The 19,574-nt window shown below is 71.9% G+C and carries 15 protein-coding genes; all 15 read left to right on the top strand.

Annotation, left to right across the window (positions count from 1 at the left end):
- The first annotated feature begins 200 nt into the window (after nucleotides 1-200).
- The 15 genes from KME66_RS07955 to KME66_RS07885 all read left to right on the top strand — a co-directional run bounded on the left by KME66_RS07955 (nucleotide 201) and on the right by KME66_RS07885 (nucleotide 19,563).
- Nucleotides 201-752, top strand: a complete 552-nt coding sequence (locus tag KME66_RS07955) for a GNAT family N-acetyltransferase (protein ID WP_216320519.1) — start codon at nucleotides 201-203, stop codon at nucleotides 750-752.
- A gap of 304 nt (nucleotides 753-1,056) precedes the next feature.
- A complete protein-coding gene (locus KME66_RS34390; RefSeq protein WP_255311746.1) occupies nucleotides 1,057-1,185 on the top strand; it encodes a hypothetical protein in 129 nt (42 codons plus the stop codon).
- A gap of 125 nt (nucleotides 1,186-1,310) precedes the next feature.
- Nucleotides 1,311-2,369: a 3-isopropylmalate dehydrogenase gene (locus KME66_RS07950; RefSeq protein WP_216320518.1), complete on the top strand. Its 1,059-nt coding sequence runs from the start codon at nucleotides 1,311-1,313 to the stop codon at nucleotides 2,367-2,369.
- A gap of 254 nt (nucleotides 2,370-2,623) precedes the next feature.
- A complete protein-coding gene (locus KME66_RS07945) occupies nucleotides 2,624-3,727 on the top strand; it encodes a branched-chain amino acid aminotransferase (RefSeq protein ID WP_216320517.1) in 1,104 nt (367 codons plus the stop codon).
- A 197-nt stretch (nucleotides 3,728-3,924) separates the two neighbouring features.
- Nucleotides 3,925-4,956 (top strand): agmatine/peptidylarginine deiminase, encoded by a 1,032-nt coding sequence (locus KME66_RS07940; protein ID WP_216320516.1) that lies wholly within the window; start codon nucleotides 3,925-3,927, stop codon nucleotides 4,954-4,956.
- A 47-nt stretch (nucleotides 4,957-5,003) separates the two neighbouring features.
- Entirely contained in the window at nucleotides 5,004-5,648 is a 645-nt protein-coding gene (locus tag KME66_RS07935; protein WP_216320515.1) for a TetR/AcrR family transcriptional regulator, read from the top strand.
- Nucleotides 5,649-5,978: 330 nt separating this feature from the next.
- Nucleotides 5,979-7,586: a citramalate synthase gene (gene cimA / locus KME66_RS07930; RefSeq protein ID WP_073214067.1), complete on the top strand. Its 1,608-nt coding sequence runs from the start codon at nucleotides 5,979-5,981 to the stop codon at nucleotides 7,584-7,586.
- A 284-nt stretch (nucleotides 7,587-7,870) separates the two neighbouring features.
- Complete coding sequence (locus KME66_RS07925) at nucleotides 7,871-8,845, top strand: LacI family DNA-binding transcriptional regulator (RefSeq protein ID WP_073214064.1); 975 nt, start codon at nucleotides 7,871-7,873, stop codon at nucleotides 8,843-8,845.
- A 93-nt stretch (nucleotides 8,846-8,938) separates the two neighbouring features.
- Nucleotides 8,939-10,615 (top strand): ABC transporter substrate-binding protein, encoded by a 1,677-nt coding sequence (locus tag KME66_RS07920; RefSeq protein WP_216320513.1) that lies wholly within the window; start codon nucleotides 8,939-8,941, stop codon nucleotides 10,613-10,615.
- 231 nt (nucleotides 10,616-10,846) lie between these two features.
- Complete coding sequence (locus KME66_RS07910; RefSeq protein ID WP_216329147.1) at nucleotides 10,847-11,923, top strand: ABC transporter ATP-binding protein; 1,077 nt, start codon at nucleotides 10,847-10,849, stop codon at nucleotides 11,921-11,923.
- A complete protein-coding gene (locus KME66_RS07905) occupies nucleotides 11,920-12,900 on the top strand; it encodes an ABC transporter permease (protein ID WP_073214059.1) in 981 nt (326 codons plus the stop codon). The genes KME66_RS07910 and KME66_RS07905 overlap by 4 nt, the downstream gene beginning before the upstream one ends.
- Before the next feature lie 61 nt (nucleotides 12,901-12,961).
- Entirely contained in the window at nucleotides 12,962-13,966 is a 1,005-nt protein-coding gene (locus tag KME66_RS07900) for an ABC transporter permease (protein WP_216329145.1), read from the top strand.
- On the top strand, nucleotides 13,963-14,949 hold the full coding sequence (locus KME66_RS07895; protein WP_216320511.1) for an ABC transporter ATP-binding protein: 987 nt from the start codon (nucleotides 13,963-13,965) through the stop codon (nucleotides 14,947-14,949). The genes KME66_RS07900 and KME66_RS07895 overlap by 4 nt, the downstream gene beginning before the upstream one ends.
- A gap of 32 nt (nucleotides 14,950-14,981) precedes the next feature.
- Nucleotides 14,982-16,394: a GH1 family beta-glucosidase gene (locus KME66_RS07890; protein ID WP_216320509.1), complete on the top strand. Its 1,413-nt coding sequence runs from the start codon at nucleotides 14,982-14,984 to the stop codon at nucleotides 16,392-16,394.
- Nucleotides 16,395-16,461: 67 nt separating this feature from the next.
- Nucleotides 16,462-19,563 (top strand): glycoside hydrolase family 3 N-terminal domain-containing protein, encoded by a 3,102-nt coding sequence (locus KME66_RS07885; protein WP_216320500.1) that lies wholly within the window; start codon nucleotides 16,462-16,464, stop codon nucleotides 19,561-19,563.
- The last annotated feature ends 11 nt before the right edge of the window (nucleotides 19,564-19,574 follow it).

Genomic DNA, 19,574 nt, shown 5'->3' with positions numbered 1-19,574 from the left:
GTCCCGTGAGCCGGTAGGGCGCGGACGCGGCGGCTCGGGCTTCCGCCCTCGCGGAGCCCCGCCGTCCCCGATCCGCCGTCGGATCCGGCCGTACGAGCCCGACGCCCGCCCGGACCACCGTGCACCCCGGTCAGGGCGGGTCCGCGCGTGCGGTGGCATCATGCGCCGTCGGGCGGGGCGCGGGCTGGAAGATGGACGCCATGGTCCCGTCTCCCGCAGTGCGCATCGCCCACACCGCCGATCTCACCCCCGCCGAGCGGGCCCGGATCCGCGACCTGCTCGACGCCGCCTTCGAGGGCGACTTCGCCGACGAGGACTGGGAGCACGCACTCGGCGGCGTCCACGCCCTGATCCGCGACGCGGACGGCCTCCTGATCGCCCATGGCTCCGTCGTCCAGCGCCAGGTCCGGCACGCGGACCGCTCCTACCGCGCCGGCTACGTCGAGGGCGTCGCCGTCCGCGCCGACCGTCGCCGCGAAGGCCTCGGACACCGGGTGATGGCCGCGCTGGAACGCGTGATCGACGCGGCCTACGACTTCGGCGCGCTCTCCGCCTCCGACGCGGGCGCGGCGCTCTACGCGGCACGCGGCTGGCGTGTCTGGCCGGGCCGGCTCGGGGCCCTGGGGCCCGACGGACCCGTGGCGCTGCCCGAGGAGGAGGGCAGCACCTATGTGCGGCCGACGGCCGGACACTCCCTGCCCGACCCCGCCCACCCGTTGTCCTTCGACTGGCGGAACGGCGACCTCCTCTGACCGCTGAACCGGATCCACGGCTGTGACCTGCACCGATTCAAAAGGCCGTCTCAGATAGTAGGAAGTCCGACTAACTGTGGAGACAGCGCGGCCCGACTGTCCTAGCTTGGTAGGAGCCGAACGCATCGCTCGATCGAGCGACCGGCGGATGGTCGCGCGCGCCTGAAGCAGGTAACCCCTGCCGCGTGTGCTCCCCGCCCCTTCCGGCGCCTCGACATCCGATCACGTTCCCCCTCACCGCGCGGCGCTGTGCCGCCCGCGCCGGTGTCACGCGATCTCAGGAATCTCAAGGAGTCGATCCACCATGGCCGAGACCACTGTCCGCCGCGTCCGTCACACCTCCCGCCAGGCCGACGCCGAGCGCCGCAACGCGGCCGCCGCCCTCCAGCGCGCCCTGGACCGCCGCGACAACGGCGGCGAGACCGGCCACTGAGCCGCCTCCGCAGCCGTACTCCGCCCTTCCCGCCGCACCACCCACCCCACCCCGAACACCCGTACGTCCGTCCATATGGTGGACGTCGGATGTCATGGGGTGGGACGCACCGTTAGGCTCCCGGCATGTCTCGCAGCATCGATCTCGCAGTGATCCCCGGTGACGGAATCGGCCAGGAAGTCGTGGCCCAGGGCCTCAAGGTCCTCAACGCTGTCCTCCCGCAGGATGTGAAGCTGGAGACCAAGGAGTACGACCTCGGCGCCCAGCGCTGGCACCGCACCGGCGACACCCTCCCGGACGCGGAGCTGGAAGCCCTCAAGAACCACGACGCCATCCTCCTCGGCGCGATCGGCGACCCGTCCGTGCCGTCCGGCGTCCTGGAGCGCGGGCTGCTGCTGAAGCTGCGATTCGCCTTCGACCACTTCATCAACCTGCGCCCCTCCAAGCTCTTCCCGAACACGGCGACCCCGCTCGCCGGCCGCCCGGACATCGACTTCGTCGTCGTCCGCGAGGGCACCGAGGGCCCGTACACCGGCAACGGCGGCTCGCTGCGCACCGGCACCCCCGCCGAGGTCGCCACCGAGGTCAGCGTCAACACGGCGTACGGCGTCGAGCGCGTGGTCCGGGACGCCTTCGAGCGCGCGGCCGCCCGGCCCCGCAAGAAGCTGACCCTGGTCCACAAGAACAACGTCCTCGTCTACGCCGGCCACCTGTGGAAGAGCACGTTCGACCGGGTCGCCGCCGAATACCCGCAGGTCAGCACCGACTACCTGCACGTCGACGCCGCGACGATCTTCTTCGTCACCCAGCCGGAGCGCTTCGACGTCATCGTCACCGACAACCTCTTCGGTGACATCCTCACCGACCTGGCCGCCGCCGTCACCGGCGGAATCGGCCTGGCCGCCTCCGGCAACATCAACCCGACGGGCGCGTTCCCGTCGATGTTCGAGCCGGTCCACGGCTCCGCCCCTGACATCGCCGGGCAGGGCAAGGCCGACCCGACCGCCACGATCCTCTCCGTCGCCCTCCTGCTGCGCCACCTCGGCCACGACACCGAGGCCGTGCGCATCGAGGACGCCGTCTCCGCCGATCTCGCGGAGCGCCTGCCGGGCGATGCGGGAGGGGCCGCCACGCGGACGACCGACGAGATCGGCGACGCCCTCGCGGTACGCGTAGCGAGCTGACCCGACGACTCCACTCCGAAGCCGCCGGGTCGCATCAGCGCCCGGCGGCTTCACCTGTGCGGCCTCCGGGTGCCACCATCGATCCCGGACCGCATTCACACCATTTCGTGCACGGCCCCCCGCAGGCGATAATCGAACGCGGGGCCGTGGCTCGCGGTGAAGCTCGGACGTCCCAGGACCTGACCGGAAAACGTCGGGCCGAGGTGGCGTGAGCGCGGTCCATCACACACAAGACCGGTGAAGGACACGCACTCATGACGACGCCCACGATCGAGCTCAAGCCCTCCTCGAACCCGCTGTCCGACGCGGAGCGCGCGGCGATCCTGGCCAGCCCCGGATTCGGCCGGCACTTCACCGACCACATGGTGACCATCCGCTGGACCGAGGGCCGCGGCTGGCACGACGCGGAGCTGGTCCCCTACGGCCCGCTGTCGCTGGACCCGGCCAACATGACCCTGCACTACGCGCAGGAGATCTTCGAGGGGCTCAAGGCCTACCGCCAGCCCGACGGCACGGTCGCCTCCTTCCGCCCCGACGCCAACGCCCGCCGCTTCCAGCGCTCGGCCGCCCGGCTCGCCATGCCCGAGCTGCCCGTCGAGACGTTCATCGCGGCGTGCGACGCGCTGGTCCAGCAGGACAAGGCGTGGGTCCCGGACCACGGCGGCGAGGAGTCCCTGTACCTGCGCCCGTTCATGATCGCCACCGAGGTCGGCCTCGGGGTGAGGCCCGCCAACGAGTACCTCTTCATCGTCATCGCCTCGCCCGCCGGCGCCTACTTCCCCGGCGGCGTGAAGCCGGTCTCCATCTGGCTCTCCGAGAACCGCGTCCGGGCCGTCCCCGGCGGCATGGGCGACGCCAAGACCGGCGGCAACTACGCCGCCTCCCTCCTCGCCCAGGCCGAGGCCGCCGAGCACGGCTGCGCCCAGGTCGCCTACCTCGACGCGGTCGAGCACAAGTGGGTCGAGGAGCTCGGCGGCATGAACCTCTACTTCGTGTACGCCCAGGAGGACGGCTCGAAGAAGATCATCACCCCGTCCCTCACCGGCTCCCTGCTCGCCGGCGTCACCCGCGACTCCCTCCTCACGGTCGCCCGGGACCTGGGTTACGGCTCCGAGGAGGGCCGCGTCTCCATCGACCAGTGGCGCGACGACACCGCCAACGGCACCCTCCTGGAGGTCTTCGCCTGCGGCACCGCCGCCGTCATCACCCCCGTCGGCCTGGTGAAGTCGCAGGGCGGCGAGTGGACCCAGAGCGGCGGCGAGCCGGGCGAGGTCACCATGAGGCTGCGGGAGCGCCTGCTCGACATCCAGCGCGGTGTCGTCGAGGACACCCACGGCTGGATGCACCCGCTCGGCTAGGAGGCTCCCCGGCCCGAAGGCCGCACGGGTTCCGCGGGGCGCAAGGGTTCCGCACGGCCGCACCGGCTCCGCCGCCGGTGCGGCCTTTTCCGTACCCGGAGCATGGAGCGCCGCTCGAAGTGAAGGGAGCCGACCTTCCCTGCCGCTGGCCCAGCCCTTTAGAGTGTCGCTCTAAACCCTTCGTCCCAGGAGCGCCCGTGCCCACCACCCCCGCCCCCTTCCGCATGCCTCCCGAGTGGGCCCCGCACGAGCGCACCTGGATGGCCTGGCCGGGCCCCAACCCCACCTTCGCCTCCGACGCCGAGCTGGCCGAGGCCCGCCGTGCCTGGGCCGCCGTCGCCCGGGCCGTACGCCGCTTCGAGCCGGTCACGATGGTGGTCGGTCCGGGGCAGGAGGAGGGGGCGGCGGCGCTGCTCGGCCCGGACGTCGAGCTGGCCGTCCGCCCGCTCGACGACGCCTGGATGCGCGACATCGGCCCCACCTTCGTCACCGACGGCCGCACCCTCGCCGCCGTCGACTGGACGTTCAACGGCTGGGGCGCCCAGGGCTGGGCCCGCTGGGAGAGCGACCAGCACATCGCGCGGGCCGTCGCCGAGCTGGCCCAGGCCCCCGCCCACAGCTCCCCGCTCGTCAACGAGGGCGGCGCGATCCACGTGGACGGCGAGGGCACCGTCCTGCTCACCGAGACCGTCCAGCTCGGCCGGGAGCGCAACCCCGGCTGGAGCCGCGAGCAGGTCGAGGCGGAGATCCACGCCCGCCTCGGCACCGAGAAGGCGATCTGGCTGCCCCGCGGGCTGACCGGCGACTACGGGACCTACGGCACCCTCGGCCATGTCGACATCGTGGCCGCCTTCGCCCGCCCCGGCACTGTCCTCGTCCACGTCCAGCCCGACCCGGCCCACCCCGACCACGAGGTCACCCGGGAGCTGCTGGCGGTTCTGCGCGCCGCCACGGACGCCAGGGGCCGCACCCTGGAGGTCGTCGAGGTGCCCGCGCCCACCGTGCTGCGCGACGAGGACGGCGAGTGGGTCGACTACTCCTACATCAACCACTACCTCTGCAACGACGGCGTGGTCCTCTGCGCCTTCGACGACCCGCGTGACGAGGAGGCCGCCGCGATCTTCCGGCGCCTCTTCCCGGACCGTACGGTGACCCTCGTCGACGCCCGTACGATCTTCGCCGGCGGTGGAGGCATCCACTGCATCACCCAGCAGCAGCCGAAGGTCTGAGACAGCCCGAAGACCCGACGCGCCCCGAACGCCGAAAGCCCGCGCCCATGACCCCCGCCCCCCGCCGCACCCGCCACGCCGCCCCGCCCCGGGAGGACGTCCTCGCCGCCGCCATGGCCACCATCGCCGCGCGCGGGCTCGACGGGCTGACCATGGCCGGCCTCGGGCGGGACGTGGGGATGAGCAGCGGGCACCTGCTCTACTACTTCCGCACCAAGGACGAGCTGCTGCTGCGGACCCTGGAGTGGAGCGAGGGCCGTCTCGGGGCCGAGCGCCGCGCCCTGCTCGCCCGGCCGGGGAGCGCCCGCGAACGGCTGGAGGCGTACATCGGCCTCTACCTCCCCGCCGGGCACCGCGACCCCCACTGGACGCTCTGGCTGGAGGTCTGGGGCCGCTCGCAGAACGCCGACGACGACGCCCGCGCCCGGCAGGCCGCCATCGAGGGGGCCTGGCACCGCGACCTGGTGGCGCTGCTCGCCGAGGGGATCTCGCGCGGTGAGTTCCGCCCGGTGGACCCCGACCGCTCCGCCACCCGGCTGCGGGCGCTCCTGGACGGGTTCAGCGTCCACGTCACGGTCGGGATCCCGGGGACGGGCCGCGCGCAGGTGCTCGCCCGGACGACGGAGTTCCTGGACGAGACGCTGGCGCCGGGGGAGCGGGGCGGCGAGCGCGGCGGCCCCGTCCCGCGCTGATACCGGGCGAGTGCCACCGGGGCCGGAGTGCGACCAGCGTCACGACCGCATCCTGAGACACCGCCGTCGGGCGGCCCGTGCTGTGCCAGACTGCTGCCGTGTCCTCGTTCGTCATGATTATTGGCAGCAGGCGCGCCGGTCCGCAGTGACCGCCCCGTACCACCCCGTACGGCGCGGCCACCGTGCCTCGGACCCGCGCGCAGACCTCTCGCACCCGCGAGGGGTTTTTTGTTTTCCGGCCCGCACCCGGGCCGGGGCGGCGCGCGCGGGATGATGAGGCAAGTGGAACCAGATCGTCCGGTCCACTCATCCGACAGGAGCCAGATCAGCATGACCACCAAGGCCAACGCCACCGACGACAGTTTCCATGTCTTCGACACCACACTGCGCGACGGTGCTCAGCGTGAGGGCATCAACCTGACGGTCGCCGACAAGCTGACCATCGCCCGTCATCTGGACACCTTCGGTGTGGGGTACATCGAGGGCGGCTGGCCGGGGGCCAACCCCCGCGACACGGAGTTCTTCGCCCGTGCCCAGAAGGAGATCGCCTTCGAGAACGCCCAGCTGGTGGCGTTCGGCGCGACCCGCAGGGCCGGTGGCAGCGCGGCCGACGACCCGCAGGTCAAGGCGCTCCTGAACTCCGGCGCCCCGGTGATCACCCTGGTGGCCAAGTCCCACGACCGCCATGTGGAGCTGGCCCTGCGCACCACCCTGGAGGAGAACCTGGAGATGGTCCGGGACACCGTCTCCCACCTGCGCGACCAGGGCCGCCGGGTCTTCGTGGACTGCGAGCACTTCTTCGACGGGTACCGGGCCGACGCCGAGTACGCCAAGTCCGTGGTCCGCACCGCCCACGAGGCCGGCGCCGAGGTCGTCATCCTCTGCGACACCAACGGCGGCATGCTCCCCGCGCAGGTCCAGGCCGTCGTCGCCACCGTCATCGCCGACACCGGCGCCCGGCTCGGCATCCACGCCCAGGACGACACCGGCTGTGCCGTGGCCAACACCCTGGCCGCCGTCGACGCGGGCGCCACCCACGTCCAGTGCACGGCCAACGGCTACGGCGAACGGGTCGGCAACGCCAACCTCTTCCCCGTCGTCGCCGCCCTGGAACTCAAGTACGGCATGAAGGTGCTGCCCGAGGGCGCGCTCGCCGAGATGACCCGGATCTCGCACGCCATCGCCGAGGTCGTCAACCTCACCCCCTCCACCCACCAGCCGTACGTGGGAGTCTCGGCCTTCGCCCACAAGGCCGGGCTGCACGCCTCCGCGATCAAGGTCGACCCGGACCTGTACCAGCACATCGACCCCGAAAAGGTCGGCAACACCATGCGGATGCTGGTCTCCGACATGGCGGGCCGCGCCTCGATCGAGCTGAAGGGCAAGGAGCTCGGCGTCGACCTCGGCGACGACCGCGCCCTGGTCGGCCGGGTCGTGGAGCGGGTGAAGGAGCGCGAGCTCCAGGGCTACACCTACGAGGCCGCCGACGCCTCCTTCGAACTCCTGCTGCGCGGCGAGGTCGAGGGCCGGGCCCGCCGCTACTTCCGCACCGAGTCCTGGCGGGCGATCGTCGAGGACCGCCCGGACGGCACCCACGCCAACGAGGCGACCGTGAAGCTCTGGGCCAAGGGGGAGCGGATCGTCGCGACCGCCGAGGGGAACGGCCCGGTCAACGCCCTGGACCGGGCGCTGCGCGTCGCCCTGGAACGGATCTACCCGCAGCTCGCCAAGCTGGAGCTGATCGACTACAAGGTCCGCATCCTGGAGGGCCGTACCGGCACCGAGTCCACCACCCGCGTCCTCATCACCACAGGCGACGGGGCCGGCGACTGGGCGACCGTGGGGGTCGCCGAGAACGTCATCGCCGCCTCCTGGCAGGCCCTGGAGGACGCGTACACCTACGGACTGCTGCGCGCGGGCGTCGAGCCCGCCGAGTAGCCCGCCGCGATCCCGTCGTCACCGAGCCGCCGCCCCCTCGCCGGGCGGCGGCTCCTTCGCGTTCCGGATCGTTCAAGAGGTGAACGCACAACCCGGCCTGCTCGCCCGACAGATGGGACGTGCCCAATCTCGACGTGAAGTATTGACGGTCCTGTGTCGGCGCGGTTAACTCACGCCGCAACGCCGGTACCGGTTCCGGAACCGGTACCGAAGCACCTCCCCCGGCCTGTCCGCGCCCTACCCCCGCCTGCCCTCTTCCGCCCCGCCCGCCCCTGGAGGACCGGATGCGCGTCACCATCGCCGATGTCGCCCGCGAGGCCGGCGTGAGCAAGACGACCGTGTCCCGCGTCATCAACACCAAGGGCGAGGTGGACCGCACCACGGCCGCCCGTGTTCGTGAAGTGATCGCACAGCTCGGCTACGTACCCAGCTCCGGCGCCGTCGGTCTCGCCCGCGGCTCCAGCCGTACGGTCGGCATGCTGGTGCCCTCGCTCACCTGGCCGTGGATGGGCGAGCTGCTGCAAGGCGTCGTCGACACCGTCGAGGCCGCCGACTACGGGCTGCTGCTCTTCACCTGCAACCGCGGGGCCGAGTCCGTCCAGCGCTTCACCAGCCAGGTGTCCGCGCGCGCCTTCGACGGGCTCGTCGTCGTGGAACCCGAGAACACCCTCGGCCACCTCACCGAACTGCACCGCGACGGCCTGCCGATCGTGCTCATCGACGACCGCGGCCACCACCCCGAGTTCCCCTCCGTCGTGACCACCAACCACGAGGGAGGCGCGTCTGCGGCCCGCCACCTGCGCGCCGCCGGCCGCACCCGGCCCCTGATCCTGACCGGCCCCCGGCACTTCGGCTGCGTACGGGAGCGGACCGCGGGATTCTGTTCGGTCCTGCCCACCGGCCTGGTCGTCGAGGGGGACTTCACCGAACGCGGCGGCCGGCTCGCCGTCGAGGAACTCCTCGCCCGGGACGTCACGTTCGACTCCGTCTTCGCGCACAACGACATCAGCGCGGCGGGCGTGCTCCGCGCCCTGCGCGCCGCCGGACGCCGGGTCCCGGACGACATCGCCGTCGTCGGCTTCGACGACATCCCGATGGCCGAACACACCGAACCACCGCTGACCACCGTGCGCCAGCCCACCCGCCGCATGGGCGAGGCGGCGGCCCGCATGCTGCTCTCCCACCTCGCCGGCACGCCCGCACCCGACGGGCCGGCCGTGCTGCCCACCGAACTGGTCGTGCGCCACTCGGCGCCGTGACGGACCCGGCCACCCGGCCGCGCCCCCGCCCGCCCTCGCACCTTCCGCCCGCCGGGATCCCCTGGACCCGGCAGCCCCCTTCCTGGAGTCGCCATGTCCGTACGCCGTCGCACCACCCTCAGGGCGGTCGCCGCAGCCACCGTCGTGGTCGCGCTCGCCGCCGGTTGCTCGAACGCCAACTCCGGTGCTGACAAGGGCGGCAGGGCCGCCGGTGTGCTGACGCTCGGCAAGCCGGACGGGCCGCAGACGAACAACAGCAACCCGTTCCTGACGACCTCGGCCGGAGCGGTCCTCGGCTACCGCCACATGATCTACGAGCCGCTGGCGATGACGAACATGATCAGACCCACCGAGAAGGCGGACCCCTGGCTCGCCACCGAGTGGGCCTGGGAGGACAACTTCACCAAGGTCACCTTCACCCTGGACGAGCGGGCCACGTGGGCCGACGGCAAGCCCCTGACCGCCGCCGACGTGGCGTTCACCTTCAACCTGCTGAAGAAGCACCCGGCCCTCAACGGCGACGGGGTGCCCTTCGACGGGGTCGCCGTCCAGGGCAAGCAGGTCGTGCTGACCTTCGAGGAGAGCCAGTTCGTCAACCAGAACAAGATCATCCAGACCTTCGTCGTGCCCAAGCACATCTGGGAGAAGGTCGACGACCCGGAGACCTGGCCCAACCGCAACCCGGTCGGCTCCGGACCGTACAAGCTCAAGACGTTCACCCCGCAGACCACCACCCTGACCGCCACGCCCACCTACTGGAACGGCGAGACCAAGGTCAAGGAGCTGCGCTACACCGCCTACAACGACAACAGCGCCGCCACCACCGCGCTGGCCACTGGCAAGATGGAGTGGTCCTTCGTCTTCATGCCGAACCACAAGCAGCTGTTCATCGACAAGGACCCCAAGAACCACCAGCTCTGGTTCCCCTCCGGCCTCGGCGTCCACGGACTGTGGTTCAACACCACCCGCAAGCCCTTCGACAACCCGGGCCTGCGCCGGGCCATGGCGATGGTCGTCGACCGCAAGGCCATCCACGTCCAGGCGCAGGCCACGCTCTACCCGGAGATCACCAACCCCACCGGCATCCCGCTCCCCGCCGGTGAGCCCTTCCTCGCCCCCGAGTACGAGAACGCCACCACCAAGCCCGATGTCGCCGGCGCCAAGAAGGTGCTCGCCGACGCCGGGTTCGAGCTCAGCGGCGGCGTGCTCAAGGACCCCGGCGGCAAGCCGGTGACGCTCACCCTCACCGACCCGGCCGGATGGAACGACTACATCACCGGGCTCGCGATCATCAAGGACAACATCAAGGAGATCGGCATCGAGGCCAAGGTCAAGACCCAGACCGCCGAGGCATGGGGCACCGACGTGGCCAACGGCAACTTCGACGCCACCCTGCACTGGACCAACAGCGGCGCCACCCCCTACGACATGTACCAGAACATCATGGACGGGGCGATCGCCCAGCCCATCGGCACGAGCTCCCAGGCGGGCAACTTCGGCCGCTTCAAGAACGCCGAGGCGACCGCCGCGCTCAAGGAGTACGCGGGCGCCACCACCGACGCCGCCCGCACCGAGGCCCTCAACACCCTCCAGAAGATCTTCGTCGAGCAGGCCCCCATGATCCCGACGGCCGCCGCGCCCATCGGGGCCGAGTTCTCCACGAAGAACTGGATCGGCTGGCCCTCCGAGGCCAACCCCTACGCCCCGCCGCAGCACACCCAGCGGACCGCCCTGGAGATCGTGCTCAACCTCAAGCCCGCCACCAAGTAGGCACGGGGAAGGACCGGACGGGAAGAAGACGGGAAACCGGCCATGACCAGCGACCAGAGCGAGCCCGCGCCCACCGGCACGGCACCCCAGCGGACCGACACCGAGCCCCCGGGGACCGACACCGAGCCCGCGCCCACCGGCACGGCACCGCAGCGGACCGGCACCGAGCCCGCGCCCACCGGCACGGCACCCCAGCGGACCGGCGCCGAGCCCGCGCCCACCGGCGCCGACGTGGTGCTGGAAGCGCGCGGAGTCACCAAACACTTTCCCCTGCGCCGCACCGCCCGCGACCTGTTCGCCCGCGAGCGCCGCAGCGTCCACGCCGTCGACGACGTCTCGCTCCGGCTGAGACGCGGCACCGTCACGGCGCTGGTGGGGGAGTCCGGCTCGGGCAAGTCCACCGTCGCCCGCCTGCTGGCCCAGCTCCATCCGCTCACCTCGGGGGAGATACGGCTGGGCGGCGAACCCGTGGTGGCCGGGCGCGGCCGGTCCTTCCGCCGTTACGTGCGCCGGGTCCAGCTGATCTTCCAGGACCCGTTCGCCTCGCTGAACCCGGTGCACACCGTGCGCTACCACCTCACCCGCGCCCTGAAGATCCACGGCCGGGCGGGCAGCGGGGAGCGGGAACTGGAGGAGCGCCTCGCCGCCCTGCTGGAGCGGGTCCAGCTGACCCCGCCGCAGCAGTTCCTGGACACGTTCCCGCATGAGCTGTCGGGCGGGCAGCGCCAGCGCGTCGCCATCGCCCGGGCACTCGGCGCCGACCCGCAGGTCCTCCTCGCCGACGAACCCGTCTCGATGCTCGACGTGTCGATCCGGCTCGGCGTCCTCAACCTCCTGCGCGACCTCAAGGAACGCCTCCACCTGGCCGTCCTCTACATCACCCACGACATCGCCTCCGCCCGCTACTTCGCCGACACCACCCTCGTCATGTACGCGGGCCGGATCGTCGAGGGCGGTGGCAGCGAGCGCGTCACCCAGCACCCCGCCCACCCCTATACCCAGCTCCTGATCGCCTCCGCGCCCGACCCGGACCGGACCGCCGCCGACGAGGAACAGGAGGAGACCGGCACCGGCGAACCGCCCTCCCTGATCACCCCGCCCGCCGGCTGCCGGTTCCACCCCCGCTGCCACCGGGCCATGGAGCGCTGCCGCACCCAACCGCCGCCCCGCTTCGACCTGCCCGAGGGCCAGTGGGCGGCCTGCTGGCTGTACGAGGACGGGGGAGCGGGCGCCCCGGGAGCCACCGCCGCGACGGCCGCGGGCCCTCCGACCGGGAGCCACCCGGCCGCGAAGGAGGCCACCCGGTGACCTACCTGCTCCAGCGCCTCGCCTTCTACGCCGTCACCGCGTGGGCCGCGATCACCATCAACTTCCTCATCCCCCGGCTCATGCCCGGCGACCCCGTCCAGGCCCTGCTCGCCCGCTACCAGGGGCAGCTCGACACCCAGGCCATCGACTCGCTCAAGGCCCTCTTCGGTCTCGACGAGCAGCAGTCGATGTGGCAGCAGTACACCGACTACTGGGCCCACCTCCTCGACGGCGACCTCGGCCTCTCCTTCACCTTCTTCCCCACCCCGGTCAGCGAGGTCATCGGCCAGTCCCTGCCCTGGACCCTGGCCCTCGTCGGCACGACCACCCTCATCAGCTTCGTCCTCGGTACCGGCATCGGCGTCTACAGCGGCTGGAAGCGCGGCTCCTGGCTGGACGGGCTGCTGCCGGTCACCACCTTCATCTCCTCCATCCCGTACTTCTGGCTTGGCCTCGTCGCCATCGCCGTGTTCGCCGAGAAGTGGCCGCTGTTCCCCAACTCCGGCGGGTACGACAACGCGCTCGTCCCGGCCTTCGACTGGCCGTTCATCTCCAGCGCGCTCTACCACGCGGTCCTGCCCGGCGTGACGATCGTCCTCAGCGCGGTCGCCGGCTGGATCCTCGGCATGCGGAACATGATGGTCACCGTCTCCTCCGAGGACTACGTGACGGTCGCCCAGGCCAAGGGCCTGTCCGAGCGGCGCGTGATGTTCGGCTACGCCGCCCGCAACGCGGTCCTCCCCAACATCTCCGGCTTCGCCCTCTCCCTCGGCTTCATCGTCGGCGGCACCCTGCTCGTCGAGATGGTCTTCACCTACCCGGGCATCGGCTTCCAGCTGCTCCAGGCGGTCGGCGCCAAGGACTACCCCCTGATGCAGGGCGTCTTCCTCATCATCACGCTCTCCGTCCTCGCCGCGAACCTCCTCGCCGACCTCGTCTACGCGGCCCTCGACCCCCGTACCCGGAAGGAGGCGTGACCCCGTGTCCGGCACCCGCGTCCGCGCCGCCCGCCCCCGTACCCGGAAGGAGGCGCCGGGCATGTCCGCAGCCCCCGACGCCTCCGTGCCCGACGGTGCGCCCCCGCCCACGGCCCCCACCCGCCGGGCCCGGCTCCGCTTCCTGCGCGGCGGCAAGACCCGCACCGGCCTGATCATCCTGGCGTTCTTCGTCGTGCTGGCCGTGGCGGGCCCCTGGCTCGCCCCCTACGACCCCGACGCGATGAGCGACCAGCTGCTCCAACCGCCCTCCGGGGAGCACTGGTTCGGCACCACGCACACCGGGCAGGACGTCTTCTCGCAGATCCTGGTCGGCACCCGCGGGGTCCTCGTCGTCGGACTGTTGGCCGCCGCCATCGCCACCGCCCTGTCCGTCCTGATCGGGGTCAGCGCCGGGTTCCTCGGCGGGGCCGTCGACGAGATCCTCTCCGCCCTCTCCAACATCTTCCTGGTGCTGCCCGGTCTCCCGCTGATCATCATCGTCGCCAGCTTCGTCCCCGACACCGGCGACCTCGTCATCGCCGTCGCCATCGCCCTGACCTCCTGGGCCTGGGGATCGCGGATCCTGCGCGCCCAGACCCTGTCGCTGCGCCGCCGCGACTACGTGGAGGCCGCCCGAGCCACCGGCGAGTCGACCCCGCGCATCATCCTCTTCGAGATCCTGCCGAACCTCACCGCCGTCATCGCCTCCGGCTTCGTCGGCACGGTCATCTTCGCCGTCCTCACCGAGATCACCCTCGCCTTCATCGGCGTCGCCGACATCTCCCACTGGAACTGGGGCACCGTCCTCTTCTGGGCCCAGTCCAACCAGGCCCTGGCCCAGGGCGCCTGGTGGTGGTTCGTCCCGGCCGGCCTGTGCATCGCCCTGCTGGGCACCGCGCTCGCCCTCATCAACTTCGGCATCGACGAGTTCGTCAACCCCCGCCTGCGCACCGCCACCGGCTCCTCCCGGAAGGTGAGGATGCGCGTCGGCTTCACCCCCGTGGCACGCAAGGCGCCCGGCACGGGCCACCCCGGGCAGTACAGCAGCAAGGAGCCGCGCACATGAGCGCCGAGCCGGTCCTGACCATCAGCGGACTCAACGTCGACTACGGCACCGACGCGGGCGCCGTCCACGCCCTGCGCGACATCGACCTCACCCTGAACCGGGGCGAAGTCCTCGGCCTGGCCGGGGAGTCGGGCTCGGGCAAGTCGACACTCGCCTACGCCGTGACCCGGCTGCTGTCCCCGCCCGGCGTCATCACCGGGGGAGAGGTCCACTACCACCGCCCCGGCGGCGACCGCGTCGACCTCCTCTCCCTCACCCCGCGGCAACTGCGCGCCTTCCGCTGGCAGGAGCTGTCCATCGTCTTCCAGGGGGCGATGAACTCCCTCAACCCCGTGCACACCGTCCACAGCCAGCTCACCGACGTCCTCGCCGCCCACCGCCCCGAGCTCAGAAGACGCCAACGCACTCAGCGGGCAGAGGAGTTGCTGGGACTCGTCGGTATCTCCACCGACCGGCTCGCCGCCTACCCGCACCAGCTCTCCGGCGGGATGCGCCAACGCGTGATGATCGCCATGGCGCTCGCCCTGGAGCCCGAGATCGTCGTCATGGACGAGCCGACCACCGCGCTCGACGTGGTGATGCAGCGCCAGATCCTGCGACGACTGGTCCAGTTGAGGGAAGAGCTGCACTTCTCGGTCGTGTTCATCACCCACGACATCTCCCTCCTGATCGAATTCTCGGACCGGATCGCGATCATGTACGGGGGCCGCATCGTGGAGCAGGCGGGCGCGGCGGAGATCTACCGCGACCCCCGCCACCCGTACAGCGACGGGCTCCTCCACTCCTTCCCCGCGCTCCACGGTCCCCGCCGCGAACTGACCGGCATCCCCGGCTCCCCGCCGCACCTCTCCGCGATGCCGCCCGGCTGCGCGTTCCACCCGCGCTGCGGCAAGGCCTTCGCGCCGTGCGCCGGGCAGATCCCCCCGCTCGCCCCGCCCGCCGACGGGCCCGGCCGCGCGGTCGCCTGCCACCTGCACGCCTGACCAGGCCCCTCCCCTCCCACGGACGGAGACCGATGAACCTCGCCACCACCCCGCAGCGCCCTCTTCGTCCGGCCCCGGTACACGGACTCCCGGCCGGCTTCCGCTGGGGCGTCGCCACCTCCTCGTACCAGATCGAGGGGGCCGCCGCCGAGGACGGCCGCACCCCGTCCATCTGGGACACCTTCTGCCGGGTGCCCGGGGCGGTGGAGGGCGGCGAGCACGGCGACGTGGCCTGCGACCACTACCACCGGATGCCCGAGGACGTGGAGCTGATCGCGGGCCTCGGCGTCGACACCTACCGCTTCTCGCTCGCCTGGCCGCGCATCCAGCCGGGCGGCCGGGGCCCCGCCAACGACAAGGGCCTCGACTTCTACAAGCGGCTGATCGACGAGCTCCGGGGGCGCGGCGTCACCCCGTGGATCACCCTCTACCACTGGGACCTGCCGCAGGAGCTGGAGGACGCGGGCGGCTGGCCCGCACGCGACACCGCCCTGCGCTTCGCGGAGTACGCCGCCCTCACCTACGAGGCACTCGGCGACCGGGTCGAGCACTGGACCACGCTGAACGAGCCCTGGTGCTCGGCGATGCTCGGCTACGCCCACGGGCTGCACGCCCCCGGCCGCCGCGACCCGGGCGACGCCATGGCCGCCGTCCACCACCTGCTCCTGGGCCACGGCCTCGCCGCCCGCGCGCTCCGCGAGGCGGCCGGGGACAACCCGCTGGAGCTCGGCATCACCCTCAACCTCGGCACCGCCACCCCCGAGACCGGCAGCGCGGCCGACCGCGAGGCGTGCCGCCGCGCCGACGGACTGGGCGCCCGGCTCTACCTCGACCCCCTCGTGCACGGCCGCTACCCCGAGGACGTCGTCGCGGACCTGGCCGCCCAGCACATCGAACTCCCGGTCAGGGACGGCGACCTGGCCGCCATCGCCACCCCGCTCGACGTGCTCGGCGTCAACTTCTACCGGGGCATGCAGTTCTCCGGCGTCACCGAGGACGGCTCCCCGGTCGACGCCGAGGGCCTGCCGGTCGTCCGGGCCGTGGAACGCGATCTGCCGCGCACCGCGATGGACTGGGAGATCACCCCCGCCGAACTCACCGACCTGCTGGTGCGGCTGGAGCGCGACTACGGGCTGCCGACCGTCGTCACGGAGAACGGCGCGGCCTTCGACGACACGGTCGCCCCCGACGGCTCCGTCCCCGACGCCGACCGCACGGCCTACCTCGCCGACCACATCGACGCCGTCGCCGCCGCCCGTGCCCGCGGGGCCGACGTCCGGGGCTACTTCGCCTGGTCGCTGCTGGACAACTTCGAGTGGGCGTACGGCTACGGCAAGCGGTTCGGCATCGTCCGCGTCGACTACGCCACCCAGACCCGCACGCTCAAGGACAGCGCCAAGTGGTACCGCGACACGATCCGCCTCACCCGCGACGCCACCGCGTAGCGCACCAAGCCCCCCGATCCGTAACGGCGTCACGCCCCCTCGACCCCGAAAGAGAGCGCTCCCAGACATGTCCCGCATTCCGTACACCCGCCCCCGCAAGGGCAGAAGCAGACCCGCGACGGCCGCCTTCGCCGCCGCTGCCGTCCTGGCCACCCTGCTCGCCGGGTCGGCCACCGGCCCCGCGGCCGCCGCCGACGAACCCGCCCCCGTCCTCATCGACCGCTTCGAGGGCGAGGTGCCGCTCGGCAACACCCCGCCGGCCGACGCCATCTTCACCTGGGGCGGCGACGCGGACGACCATCCGCAGCTGAAGCTGGCGAGACGCGCGGACGCCCCCGAGGGCGAGCAGGTCCTCGAAGGCTCCTACGACATCAGCGCCTACGGCGGGTTCAGCCACGAGTTCGCCGTGGACACCCCGCCGCAGGACTGGACCGCCCACCGAGGCATCCGCTTCTGGTGGTACGGCCAGAACACCGCACCCCTGCCGCCCGGTTCGGGCAAGCGCGTCAACTTCGAGATCAAGGACGGCGGCGCCAACGGCGGTGCGTCCGAGCTCTGGACCACGTCCTTCACCGACGACTGGGAGGGCTGGCACCTCGTCGAGATCCCCTTCGCGGACTTCGTCTACCGGGCCGACTACCAGCCCGTCGGCGGCATCGACCAGGTCCTCGGCCTCAATGAGATGTGGGGCTACGCCCTCACCCTGCCCGGCGGCGCACCCGGCGCGTTCGCCCTGGACGCCGTCGAGCTGTACGGCAAGGCGGACCCGGCGCTCACCGCGAGCGTGGTCACCGACACGGCCGTACGCCCGGTGCAGAACGGGGCGAGCGCGGAGCTGACGCTCTCCGTCGCCACCACCGGCTCCGTCCCCACCGAGGAGCCCGTCACCATCACGTACGCCACCGAGGGCGGCACGGCCGAGCCGGGCGAGGACTACACCCCGGTCACCGGCAGCCACACCTTCCCGGCCGGCACCGCGTCCGGGACGAGCCACAAGGTCACCGTCCGCACGGCGAAGGCGACGGAGCCCGCCGAGGCGAAGACGATCCCCCTGGAGCTGACCGTCACCGGCGCGAAGGCCCCCCGGGAGAACCCGCAGGTCGTCATCGACGCCCACGGACTGCCGTACCAGAACGCCGGGCTGCCGGTGAAGCAGCGGGTCGCGGACCTGCTGGGACGTCTCTCGCTCGCCGAGAAGGCCGGCCAGATGACCCAGGCCGAGCGCAACGCGCTCCGCACCCCCGGTGACATCGCCGCCTACGACCTCGGCTCGCTGCTCTCCGGCGGCGGCTCGGTCCCCACCCCGAACACGGCCGCCGCCTGGGCCAGGATGGTCGACGCCTACCAGTTGCGCGCCCAGGCCACCCGCTTCCAGATCCCGCTGATCTACGGCGTGGACGCGGTGCACGGCCACAACAACGTCGTCGGCGCGACGATCATGCCGCACAACATCGGCATCGGCGCCGGCCGCGACCCGAAGAGCGCCGAGAGGACCGGTGCGATCACCGCCAAGGAGGTCCGCGCCACCGGCGTCCCGTGGGACTTCGCCCCCTGCGTCTGCGTCACCCGCGACGAACGCTGGGGCCGTTCGTACGAGGCGTTCGGCGAGGACCCGGCCCTCGTCGAGGCCATGGAGACGGTCATCAAGGGCATGCAGGGCAGCCCGTCCGGCAAGGACCTGCACCGCAACGACAAGGTCCTCGGCAGCGCCAAGCACTTCGTCGGCGACGGCGGCACCGGGTACGGCTCCTCCACCACCGGCTCGTACACGACCGACCAGGGCATCACCAAGGTCACCCGCGAGGAGCTGGAGGCGGTGCACCTGTCGCCGTTCGCGGAGTCGGTGAAGCGGGGTGTCGGCACGATCATGCCCTCGTACTCCTCCCTGGACATCCTGGGCGACGGCCGGGGCCCGGTGAAGATGCACGCCAACGCCGAGATGATCAACGGCGTCCTCAAGGACCGGATGGGCTTCGAGGGCTTCGTCATCAGCGACTGGCAGGCCATCGACCAGATCCCCGGCGACTACCCGAGCGACGTCCGCACGTCCGTCAACGCCGGACTCGACATGATCATGGTCCCGACCGCGTACCAGGACTTCACCAGGACGCTCAAGGACGAGGTGACGGCGGGCCGGATCAGCGAGGCCCGTATCGACGACGCGGTCGCCCGCATCCTCACCCAGAAGTTCCGCCTGGGCCTCTTCGAGAAGCCGTACGCGGACACCACCCACCTCGGTGAGGTCGGCTCGGCCGGACACCGCGCGGTGGCCCGTGAGGCGGTCGCGAAGTCCCAGGTCCTGCTGAAGAATGACGGGGCGGTCCTGCCCCTCAAGCCGGACCAGAAGGTGTACGTCGCCGGGTCCAACGCCGACGACATCGGCAACCAGGCCGGCGGCTGGACGATCAGCTGGCAGGGCTCCTCCGGCGGCATCACCCCGGGCACGACGATCCTGGAGGGAATGAGGAAGGCGGCGAAGAACCCGGACTCCGTGACGTACTCGAAGGACGCCTCGGCCGCCACGGACGGCTACGACGTCGGTGTGGTGGTCGTCGGCGAGACCCCGTACGCCGAGGGCATCGGGGACGTCGGCAACGGCCACGACCTGGAGCTGACGGCGGCCGACAAGGCGGCCGTGGACACGGTCTGCGCGGCCATGAAGTGCGCCGTCCTCATCGTCTCCGGCCGCCCGCAGCTCATCGGCGACCGGCTCGGGGACATGGACGCCCTGGTGGCCTCCTGGCTGCCGGGCTCCGAGGGCGACGGCGTGGCCGACGTGCTCTACGGCAAGCGCGCCTTCACCGGACAGCTCCCGGTCACCTGGCCGAAGTCCGAGGACCAGCTGCCGATCAACGTCGGGGACGCGGCCTACGACCCGCAGTTCCCCTACGGCTGGGGCCTGACCACCCTGAAGAAGCCCCCGGCCGGCGGCGAGCTGACCCTCACGGCCCTCGCCGTCGCCGCCCGGGTCGCCGAGAAGGCGAAGCTGGGGAAGACCCCGGCGGGCAGGGCGATCGTGGACCGGGCCCGGCTGCTCGTCCAGCAGAAGATCGGCGGAACGTTCGGCCAGGCGGTCGCCAAGCCCTTCGCGGAGGCGGACCACCTGCTGCTCACGGGGGACCTGACGGGCGCGGTCGCCAAGCTCCGCACGGCGTACCGAGCCGCGTAGGCTCCCCGCTC

This window comes from Streptomyces sp. YPW6 (genome assembly GCF_018866325.1).
Taxonomy (GTDB): Bacteria; Actinomycetota; Actinomycetes; order Streptomycetales; family Streptomycetaceae; genus Streptomyces.
Note: the sequence above shows the minus strand (reverse complement) of the source record. Positions and strands in the feature narration are given on the sequence as shown.